Source organism: Bradyrhizobium sp. YR681, from assembly GCF_000282615.1.
Lineage (GTDB): Bacteria > Pseudomonadota > Alphaproteobacteria > Rhizobiales > Xanthobacteraceae > Bradyrhizobium.
In genome coordinates this window covers 26,933-36,953 of sequence record NZ_AKIY01000323.1, presented here as the reverse complement: position 1 = coordinate 36,953, position 10,021 = coordinate 26,933, and the positions used below count along the sequence as shown (strand labels likewise).

Here is a 10,021-nt window from a genome sequence, read left to right as displayed (position 1 = left end):
CGTGGAGAGCCCCCCTCACCCGGATCGCATCTGACGATGCGATCCGACCTCTCCCCGCAAGCGGGGCGAGGTGAATTCGCGGCAACACCGGTGAACATCATCAGCCCCTACTCCGGAAACGTGACCATGCGCGTGAAGCGCGCGAGGATCTGGTCGAGCAGCATGCCGACGACACCGATCAGCAGGATCGCGATGATGACGTTGGTGATCGAAAGGTTATTCCACTCGTTCCAGACGAAATAGCCGATGCCGGTGCCGCCGACGAGCATCTCGGCTGCGACGATCACGAGCCAGGCGATGCCGATGGAGATGCGCATGCCGGTCAGGATCGTGGGAGCCGCCGCGGGCAGGATCACCGTGAAGGCGCGCCTGATGGTGCCGACCTCGAGCGTCCGCGCGACGTTGATCCACTCCTTGCGGACGCTGGCAACGCCAAAGACGGTGTTGAGCAGCATCGGCCAGATCGAGCAGATGAAGATCACGAAGATCGCGGAGACGGATGAGTCCTTGATGGTGTAGAGCGCCAGCGGCATCCAGGCGAGCGGCGAGATCGGTTTGAGCACCTGGATGAAGGGATCGAGCGCCTTGCTGAGCAGCGGCGACATGCCGATCAGGAAGCCGAGCGGGATCGCGACCAGCACGGCGAGCAGGTAGCCCGTGCCGACGCGCGCGATGGAATAGCCGAGCTGGATGCCGAGCCCCTTGTCGTTCGGCCCGTTGTCGTAGAACGGCCGCCTCAGATGCTCCCAGAGCTTGGCGCCGACATCGAGCGGCCCGGGCATGGCGGATTTGCCCTGCGTCGCGGTCAGGCCCATCAGCTTGGCGTATTCCGGGCTCATCGTCGCGACCGGCGCAGTGGAGCGCGTGGCAAGATGCCAGATACCGAGGAATGCCGCGAGCAGTGCGATCGAGACGAGGCCCGCGCGGAGACGGAGGGAGGGGGTCATGGCACAAACCCCACCGCACGTGTCCCGGACGCGATGCAGCACTCCCGGCGATGCGCAGCATCGTCCGGTGTGCTGCTTCGCAGAGCCGGGACCCAGTCGGGCCGCATGGGTCCCGGTTCTGCGTCGCACCGCTTCGCGCTGCGCCGCGCCCGGGACACGAGAGCTGAGAACATCACGACGCCTTCTTGATCTTGAAGCTCGCGACATAGTCCTCGGGCTTCGCAGGATCGAAAGTCTTGCCCATCACCGCGAACGATTTGTACGCGGTCGCCGGCGGCGACAGCCCCATCTCGGTCATCAGCTTCTTGGTGTCCGTCGCCAGATACACCTGCTCGGCGACCGCCTTGTAATCGACATCGCCCTTGATCTGGCCCCAGCGCTTCATCTGCGTCAGCATCCACACCGCAAAGGACTGCCAGGGGAACGGATCGAAATCGACGCGCTTGGCGTCGGTCTTCACCCCGCCGAGCCCATCGGCGTAGGTACCGGTCAGGACCTGCTCCAGCACCGTCACCGGCGCGTTGATGTAGTTGGCGGGCGCGATCGCTTCGGCGATCTGCTTGCGGTTCTCGGCCTTCGAGGCATAGGCGGTGGCATCGACGATTGCGCGCGTCAGCGCCGCAAAGCTGTTCGGCGCGGTCGTGATGAATTCCTTGCTGGCGGCAAAGCTGCAGCAGGGATGGCCGTCCCAGATCTCCTTCGAGAGCAGATGCATGAAGCCGACGCCGTCATAGATCGCGCGCTGGCAGATGTTGTCCGGCGCGAGGAAGCCGTCGATGTTGTCGGCACGGAGGTTGGCGACCATTTCCGGCGGCGGCACCGAGCGCAGCTGCACGTCGGTATCCGGGTCGATGCCGTGCTCGGCGAGATAATAGCGCAGCAGATAATTGTGCATGGAATAGTCGAACGGGATCGCGAATTTCAGGCCCTTCCAGTCCTTGGGGTCGCGCTTGTCCTTGTGCTTGGTCGCAAGCACGATGCCCTGCCCGTTGATGTTCTCGATCGCGGGCACGGCGAAGGGAATGGCGTTGGCACCGAGGCCGAGCGAAATCGCGATCGGCATCGGCGCGAGCATGTGCGCGGCGTCGTATTCCTTGTTGATGGTCTTGTCGCGGATGACCGCCCAGCCGGCGGTCTTGACCACTTCGACGTTGAGGCCGTGCTTGGCATAGAAGCCCATGGGAGCAGCCATGATGATCGGCGTGGCGCAGGTGATCGGAATGAAGCCGACCTTGAGGTCCTTCTTCTCGGGCGTGCCGGTCTGTGCAAACACTTCCGTCGCGGTCTTGAGCGGGAAGAATTGCGACAGCGCAGCGAGCGCCGTGGACGCACCGACCGATTTCAGGAAGGCGCGCCGCGCCACGTCCTGCGGGAACATCGCGCGCATGACGGCGGAGGCGACAACGCCCTCGTAACGCGTCTCCTCGCTCTCGACGGGGTCGCAGCGCAGCGCCGTGGCCTGCTCATGCTCGGCGGCGGATTGGTGCTCGCCACAGGCACAGCCGGCTCGAAGGTTGCGGTTCGGATCAAATGGATTGTCGAACGTGGACATCGGAGCTCCCTGCGTCATTGCGAGGAGGAATTACGCAAGGAGCATGCCATTGCCTTGGGAGCGGCCAGTGCCTTGATGACGCAATATTTTCTCGTTCGCTTGGTCATTACGAAAACTCGTGATAAACGAGATTTCGTAGTTCAATCACGAGATATCGCCATGGCAACGACGCCAATGCCCGGCCGGGACGATACCGCCGAAGCCCTCGACCCGCGCATCGCAGCGTTCGAATCCTCGGTCGAGGCAACCCTCCTGGTCGATCCCTATGGCGACGAGATCATCGACGCCAATCCAGCCGCCTGCACCCTGCTCGGCTATGACCGCGCCCTGCTGCGGCAGACCAGGGCGAGCACGCTCCATGCCGGCGAACTCCCGGCGCTCACCGTGTTCACCCAGGCCGTGCTGCATATGGGCGCCTACTGGACCACCGCGCTCAACCCCCACCATGCCACCGGGCAAACTCTCCGGCTCGAATATGCCGGCTGCCTGCTGCCCCATGACGGGCGCACGCTGGTGCAGCTCACCCTCACCGATCTCGACGCGCGCCGCCGGCGCAATGTCGATGCCGCTGCGGAGGACCACATGCGCAGCGGCATTTCGACCTGGCAGCGGGTCGAGCGCGTGTTCCAGGACATCGAGCGCGAGAACCAGTTGATCCTGCGCGCCGCCGGCGAAGGCATCTATGGCGTCAATGCCGAGGGCAAGACCACCTTCGTCAACCCCGCGGCCGAGCGGATGCTCGGCTGGACCGCCGAAGAGCTGGTCGGCCGGGAAATCCACCCCATCGTGCACCACACCCACCATGACGGCCGGCACTATCACAACCATGACTGCCCGATCTACGCGGCGTTCCGCGACGGCGCGGTGCATCAGGTCGACGGCGAAGTGTTCTGGCGCAAGGACGGCTCGCCGGCCTGGGTCGAGTACACCTCCACGCCCATTCGCGACCGCGGCGTGGTGGTCGGCGCCGTCGTGGTGTTTCGCGACGTCAGCCAGCGCCGCGAGGCCGATGAAAAACTGCACGCCGCCCTCACCGAAGTGGATCGTCTGCGCGAGCGGCTGGAGCTCGAAAACGCCTATCTCCAGGAGGAAATCCGCATCGAGACCAATCCGCGCGGCATCATCGGTCAAAGCGAGGCGATCCAGAGCACGCTGCGCCAGGTCAAGCTGGTGGCGCCAACCACGGCGGCGGTGATGATCACCGGTGAATCCGGCACCGGCAAGGAGCTGATCGCGCGCGCCATCCACGAGGATTCCACCCGCAGCGACCGGCCGCTGATCCGCGTCAACTGCGCCGCGATCCCGCGCGAATTGTTCGAGAGCGAGTTCTTCGGCCATGTCCGCGGCGCCTTCACCGGTGCGACGCGCGACCGCATCGGCCGGTTCGAGCTTGCCGACGGCGGCACACTGTTCCTCGACGAGGTCGGCGAAATCCCGCTGGAATTGCAAGGCAAGCTGCTGCGCGTGCTGCAGGAGGGCAATTTCGAGCGCGTCGGCGAGGAGCGCACCCGCGCGGTCGACGTCCGCGTCATCGCCGCGACCAACCGCGACCTCAAGCAGGAGGTCCAGCGCGGCCGTTTTCGCGAAGACCTCTATTTCCGCCTCAACGTGTTCCCGATCGAGACCGTGCCGCTGCGCGAACGGCGCGAGGACATTCCGCTGCTCGCCCAGCACTTTTTGACGCGCGAGAGCAAGGCACTGAAATCGAATCTGCGACTGTCGGAGGGCGATGCGCGACGGCTCACACGCTACGACTGGCCGGGCAACGTCCGCGAATTGCAGAACGTGATCGAGCGCGCCGCGATCCTGTCGCAGAACGGCCGTTTGCGCATCGATCTGCCCGACTCCTCCGGCGCGCAAGCTCCGACCGCCGCCGCGCGCCAGAAGGCCGACGCACGGCCCGCTGTCATGACCTCATCCGAGATGCGCGACCACGAGCGAGACAACATCCTGGCCGCGCTCGAGGCCTGTGCCGGAAAAGTGTTCGGCCCCGGAGGCGCGGCCGAACTGCTCGATATCAAGCCGACCACGCTGGCCTCGCGGATCAAGGCGCTGGGGATTGCGCCCCGTCCGCGAGCCATGTGATCGCAGGCGCTCACGCCGCCTTGGTCGTCACCTCCGATGCGATCGGCAAGCCCTGCTCGATCGGCAGCGACGGATCGCGCGACCATTCGTTCCAGGAGCCGAAGTACATCCGCACGTCCTTCACGCCCGCGTTCTTCAGCGCCAAGAACGTGTTCGACGCACGCGCGCCCTTGAAGCAGTAGAGATAGACCGGCGTGGTCGTCGAGATGCCGACCGTGGCGCATTCCGCCAGAATCTCGTCCTTGGATTTGAAGCGCGGGCCTTCGGCGGTCGGCTTCATCATGCGGTACCATTCCAGCCACACGGCGCCGGGGATGCGGCCCTTGCGCGGGCAGAAATCCTTGCCATAAGGCGAAGAGCTGTCGCCGATCCACTCGTCGACGTCGCGCACATCGAGGATGGCGATGCCGGGCTTGCCGACCGCGCCGAGCATAGTCTTGGCATCGATCAGGATCTCGCCGGCTTCAGGCACGATCGAGAAGGAGGCCTTGGCCGGTGCCGGAACATCCTTCGTCACCGGGAAGCCCGCAGCCGACCACGCGTCGAAACCGCCATGCAGCACCTTCACCTTGGGATAGCCGAGCATGGTGAGAAGGTAGTAGCCGCGGCAGGACTGGCCGAAGCCCGAGTTCATCGACTGCTCGTAGATCACGGCCGTCTCCTTGCCGGAGAGGCCGGCGCCGCCGAACGCGTCGGCGAACTTGGTTTTCAGCTCCGCCATGCCCTCTGGCGTCGAGGTCGCGAGGAATGTGAAGATCTCATGGACGTTGACGGCATTGGGCAGATGGCCAGCGGCGTAGGCGTCGGGATTGCGGGTGTCGATGACGACACACGGCTCGGTTTTCAAGAGATCGGCAAGTTCGACGGCAGTGATCAGGACGTCAGTCATGGCAGCCTCTCCGTTGAGGTTGGGGGTCTTCGGGGTGGGCACGTAAGAAATCAGGAATCGGCGAGCATCTTGCGCAGCTGCTTGGTGGCCGGCGTGACGATCGCGACGAAATAGGCCTCGCGCAGGCGCCGCTGCGCGCGGTGGCTCTTGAGGTAGCCGCGCGCCCCACAATGCAGCATCGCCGCATGCGCCGCCGCGACGCTGGCCTCGCCGGCGCGAAGCCGGAGCGCAATCACCTTGCGCCAGTAGGTCTCCTCCTCGTTGTAGGGATCGCGCGCCAGCGCCATGGTCTCGGTTTCGAGCTCGGCGGCGAGATCGCGAAAATGCACCGGCTGCTGCGGCAGATAGCGGTTGATGTGGCCGAGGGGATTGTCGACCTCGTCCATGATGTTGATGCAGTCCCTGATGACGCCGAGCGCCATGCCGGCCTGAAGCAGGATGAAGCCGGCGCGGATCTTCTTGACGAAGGGCGCGGCGGGATCGGCGAGGATCAGATCGTCCGGCACGAAGGCGTCGCGAAACTGCACGCCATAGGTGCCGGTGCCGTCCATCGCAAGGAATGGCTTGCACGGCGTCAGCGTGATCGCGGGATCGGAGCAGTCTGCGAGGAACATGACAGTGCCCTGATCGTCCTCGCGCTCGAAGATGGTGCCGAAGTAATGGTCGGGACCGAGATTGGAGACCCAGGGCAGCGCGCCGCGCACGATGTAACCGCCCTCGACCTTGCGCCCTTTCAGCTTCAGCTTCTCGATGCCGAAGAAGCTCTTCATGGGATTGGAGAGCCCGGTGCCGCCGAGCACGCGCCCCGTCGAGAAGGCATCGCCGAAGCGCCTCGCGAGCTTCATGTTGGTCGAGTTGGCGGCGTACCAGACCAGCGTGTTCTGGCACCACGCCATGAAAGCCGTTGCGCCGCAGACCTGGCCAATCTCGGCCATTGCCTGGATGGCGCAGCGCAGATCGGCAGGCCCCTCGTGGGGCACGTGACTGCCCCACGCTCCCACTGCGCCGAACTGGCGCAGCACCTCGGCCGGATAGACCGTACCGTCGTCGATACCGGCCGCGAGCGGCGCGAGCTGCTCCCGCGCAATCCGCGCCACCTCGCCGGCAATGGACGGTGCGGGCTGATCCAAAATGTCGGCCCGTGATAAAGCCAGTGACCCCATGATCGTCTCCCGCACCCTGTCCTGATTGCTGTCTGCTAGATGCCGACCTCGAGATTGACCGGGCGGGTGAAGGTGTTGGCGACCGGCGACCATTTCTTCACATGGGCAACCAGCGCGTTGATCTCGTCCTGCGAAATGCCCTCGCAATCCATGTCGACCTTGACGCGGACGTCGGTGAAGCCGACCGGCTTGTCCGACATGTCGCCGGTGCCCCAGACCGCGGTGATGTTGAGGTCGCCCTCGAGCTCCAGCTCGAGCTTGTTGACGATCCAGCCGCGATGCACGGCGTTGGCGTGCAGGCCGACCGCGAGGCATGAGCCGAGCGCGGCGAGCGAGGCTTCCGAGGGGTTCGGCGCGGTGTCGTCACCCAGAAGTCCCGGCGGTTCGTCGACGATGTAGGGCGGCAGGTTGCGGATGTAGTTGGCATGGCGGAATTTTCCTTCCGCGACCGTCTTGCATTTCAAGGTCTTGATGACCTTCGGATTGGCCTTGCCGCTCGCGATCAGTTGCTCGAGGCCATTCTTGTCGATGGGCGCGAGGCAACCCGTCAGCACTGTCTTTTGAACGACGGCAGTCATCATCTTCTCCCTGGCAGCCGTGGAATCCGGCAGGATACCGAACGGTCTGTTTCCTTGCATGGAGCGTGCCAGAGGTGGCCGAAAACAAAAGGCGAGACATTGAAGCCGCTTAGCGAACCCTGCTTGCGGATTGATCAGCGCCCGCTTGCTCAAAGCCGATGCAGATGGGCTTTGCCATGCGAATCTTTTCAGCGCGGAACAGATGCGGCTTGCTGATGCGGCGTCGCTGCAGGTAAGTTTGGACTCATGGCAAAGACGTCATCGAAGAAGACCTCGCCCCACGCCGCCGCCGGTGAAGATGAATCCGCGCGCGGGCGCCTGCTGAGTGCCGCGACCCATCTGTTCTGCAAGAACGGAATCAACGCCACCGGCATCGATGCGATCATCGAGGAAGCCGGCACGGCCAAGACCACGCTCTATAAGTTGTTCGGCTCCAAGACCAATCTGGTTAACGCGGTGCTGGAGAGCGAAGGCAGGCAGTGGCGCGAATGGTTCATCGGCGCCATGGAGGCAGGCGGCGGCGACGCGCAGGCCAAGCTCACGCGCATCTTCCCGGCGCTGAAGAGCTGGTTCGCCGAAGAGCGCTTCTACGGCTGTCCCTTCATCAATGCAGTCGGCGAGCACGACAAGGACGCCAAGCAATTCCGCAGCATCGCGTTGAAGCACAAGAAGATCGTGCTCGGCCACATCGAGAAGCTCGCCGGCGAGCTCGGCGCGACCGAGCCCGCCGTGCTGGCGCATCAGCTCGGGCTCCTGATCGACGGCGCCATCGTCGCGGCGATGATCTCGCGGGATCCGGCCGTGGCGGACACCGCGGCGCTCACCGCCGGCCCCCTGCTCGGCCAGTCCAGGGGGAAGAAGAAGCGCGCGGCGGATCAGCTGGAAGCGGTGTGAGCGCCCCCATCTTGTAGCCCGCATGAGCGTAGCGACATGCGGGACCTTTCCCCGGATATCGCTTCGCTCATCCGGGCTACGACGCTGAAGACGGTGTAGGTCCGTAGGGTGGGCAAAGGCGCAAAGCGCCGTGCCCACCATCTGTCTCTGCATCGCAAGAATGCGTGGGCACGCTTCCGCCTTCGCTCTTCGAGCTACGGCGGACAAGTCGCCCACCCTACGAGACCCGCTTCATAAACCCCTTGATCGCCTCAAGCACCGGTTGCTGGTCCCCCGCAAAGAACCAGTGATCGCTGCCGTCGAGTTCGACGAACTCCGCACCTTTGATCCGGCTCGCCACGTCGCGGCCGGCCGCGATCCGCACGGCCTGGTCGCCGCGCCGGTGCAGCACCAGGGTCGGCACGACAATCCGCGGCAGCAGGTGCCGCACGTCGGCGTCGCGAAATGCCTCGAGCACGGCCGAGATGCCGCCGGGGCTGGAGGCGGCACGCAATAGCCCGGCCCACCAGGCGCGCGCCTGGGGATCACCGGCAAGGCTCGGCGCAAAGGCTTCGATCCCGGCCGGGCCGCCCCATTGCGCGACGAGCTGCTTGCTCCAGGCGTCATACTGGCCGGCGCGCAGCGCGTGCGGATAGTCCTGTGACCAGCAGCCCTTTGCGAGTGCGCCGAACAGGATGAGCCCGGCCACGCGGCGCGGTTCATCGACCGCGAATTTGATGCAGGCCGGCCCGCATTCGGATGCGCCAAACAGCACGACGCGGCGCGAATCCGCCGCGTGGAGGACGGTGCCGATATCTTCCGCCGTCACGTCGATGCCGGGCGCCGCTCCGACCCTGTCGGACAGGCCGATGCCGCGACGATCGAACACGATGAGACGCCCGAGCTTCGTCAACGACGTGAGAAACGCCCGGCTCGCCGGATGCTCCCAGGCGCGCTCCACATGTGAGACGAAGCCGGGCATCACCAGAATATCGAGCGGGCCGCGGCCATAGGTCTGATACGCCAGATGCGCGCCCGAGCCCTTCACATAGCGTGTCGCCGGGATCGCATAGCGCAGCGGCGCCGCGGCGGGGCTGATCAGCGCTTCGGTCTCGGCTTCCGGCGCAACGCCAAGCTCGTCGCGCAACCGCTGCGCCAGTGCCGCGTGATGCCGCTCCGCCCCGCTGCGGTCGCCTGATAGCAGCAGGCTGCGGATCAGGTGCCGGCCATAGACCTCGCTGAGCGGATCGAGTTCGACCAGGCGCCCCGCATACGCGGTCGCGGCAAAATGGTCGCCGGCAGTAGCCTTGTCCTGCACCAGACGCTCCAGCGCATGCACGAGCCGTCCCCGCAGCGCCTCGCGGCGAAAGAACGCCCAGTCGTCGAATTCAGCGGAGTCCTCCGGAGAGAAGCCGGCGAGGAAGTCGCCCCGATAGATCCGGCAGGCCTCTTCGAAGTCGCCGCGATCGCAGTCGCTCTCGAACAGATGCGTGTCGAGCGTCAGCTCGACCTCCGGCGACCACCGCAAGCTGGTGCGGTCGGTCTCGAACACCGGCTGGCCCAAGGTGAGCTCGATGCGATGAAGCAGGCGCCGCAGCCGCGCGAGGCCGGTCTCCCGGGGCGTTTCCGGCCACAGCAGCGTGGCCATGACGTCACGCGCGACGGCGCCTCTGGCCTCCGCGAGATAGACCAGCAGCGCAAGCCCCTTGCGCAAGGCCAGCTTGATCGGGCGGCCGTCGGCATGGACCTCGGGGAACCCGAACGTCCCCAGCGAAAAAACCGTCATGGAGATCCTTCCTTGCCCGCCCGGGTCCCTGAGGGACGCGCAGGGGACGGTCCAGCGGGTACGGTCGGGCCAGATCGAGCCCGCTCGCTCACCGGCGGCTCAGGCCCCTGCATGCGGCACCGCCGTATCAGGCACAACAGGAAAAACC

At 65.4% G+C, this 10,021-nt stretch carries 8 protein-coding genes; 2 read left to right on the top strand and 6 right to left on the bottom strand.

Annotation, left to right across the window (positions count from 1 at the left end; all coding sequences use genetic code 11):
- Positions 1 to 107 precede the first annotated feature (107 nt).
- Together ntrB and PMI42_RS34505 are read right to left on the bottom strand one after the other, a co-directional pair.
- Entirely contained in the window at positions 108 to 947 is an 840-nt protein-coding gene (gene ntrB / locus PMI42_RS34510) for a nitrate ABC transporter permease (RefSeq protein WP_008143879.1), read from the bottom strand.
- A 172-nt stretch (positions 948 to 1,119) separates the two neighbouring features.
- A complete protein-coding gene (locus PMI42_RS34505) occupies positions 1,120 to 2,499 on the bottom strand; it encodes a CmpA/NrtA family ABC transporter substrate-binding protein (protein ID WP_008143877.1) in 1,380 nt (459 codons plus the stop codon).
- 159 nt (positions 2,500 to 2,658) lie between these two features.
- Between PMI42_RS34505 and PMI42_RS34500 the strand changes: the two genes are divergently transcribed.
- A complete protein-coding gene (locus PMI42_RS34500) occupies positions 2,659 to 4,584 on the top strand; it encodes a sigma 54-interacting transcriptional regulator (protein WP_008143875.1) in 1,926 nt (641 codons plus the stop codon).
- Between the two features lie 10 nt (positions 4,585 to 4,594).
- Here PMI42_RS34500 and PMI42_RS34495 read toward each other — a convergent pair whose 3' ends face one another.
- Genes PMI42_RS34495 through PMI42_RS34485 form a run of 3 tightly spaced genes read right to left on the bottom strand, consistent with a single transcriptional unit; the run spans position 4,595 to position 7,214 of the window.
- Positions 4,595 to 5,473: a sulfurtransferase gene (locus PMI42_RS34495; protein ID WP_008143873.1), complete on the bottom strand. Its 879-nt coding sequence runs from the start codon at positions 5,471 to 5,473 to the stop codon at positions 4,595 to 4,597.
- 50 nt (positions 5,474 to 5,523) lie between these two features.
- Positions 5,524 to 6,636: an acyl-CoA dehydrogenase family protein gene (locus PMI42_RS34490; RefSeq protein WP_008143870.1), complete on the bottom strand. Its 1,113-nt coding sequence runs from the start codon at positions 6,634 to 6,636 to the stop codon at positions 5,524 to 5,526.
- A gap of 35 nt (positions 6,637 to 6,671) precedes the next feature.
- The gene (locus PMI42_RS34485) at positions 6,672 to 7,214 is read right to left on the bottom strand and encodes an OsmC family protein (protein ID WP_008143867.1); all 543 of its coding nucleotides are present in this window, start codon (positions 7,212 to 7,214) and stop codon (positions 6,672 to 6,674) included.
- Between the two features lie 246 nt (positions 7,215 to 7,460).
- Here PMI42_RS34485 and PMI42_RS34480 point away from each other — a divergent pair, with 246 nt between their 5' ends.
- On the top strand, positions 7,461 to 8,108 hold the full coding sequence (locus PMI42_RS34480) for a TetR/AcrR family transcriptional regulator (RefSeq protein WP_008143865.1): 648 nt from the start codon (positions 7,461 to 7,463) through the stop codon (positions 8,106 to 8,108).
- A gap of 217 nt (positions 8,109 to 8,325) precedes the next feature.
- On the opposite strand, the gene PMI42_RS34475 is transcribed toward PMI42_RS34480, so the two are convergent.
- Complete coding sequence (locus PMI42_RS34475) at positions 8,326 to 9,873, bottom strand: bifunctional AfsR/SARP family transcriptional regulator/alpha/beta hydrolase (protein WP_008143863.1); 1,548 nt, start codon at positions 9,871 to 9,873, stop codon at positions 8,326 to 8,328.
- Positions 9,874 to 10,021: the final 148 nt, after the last annotated feature.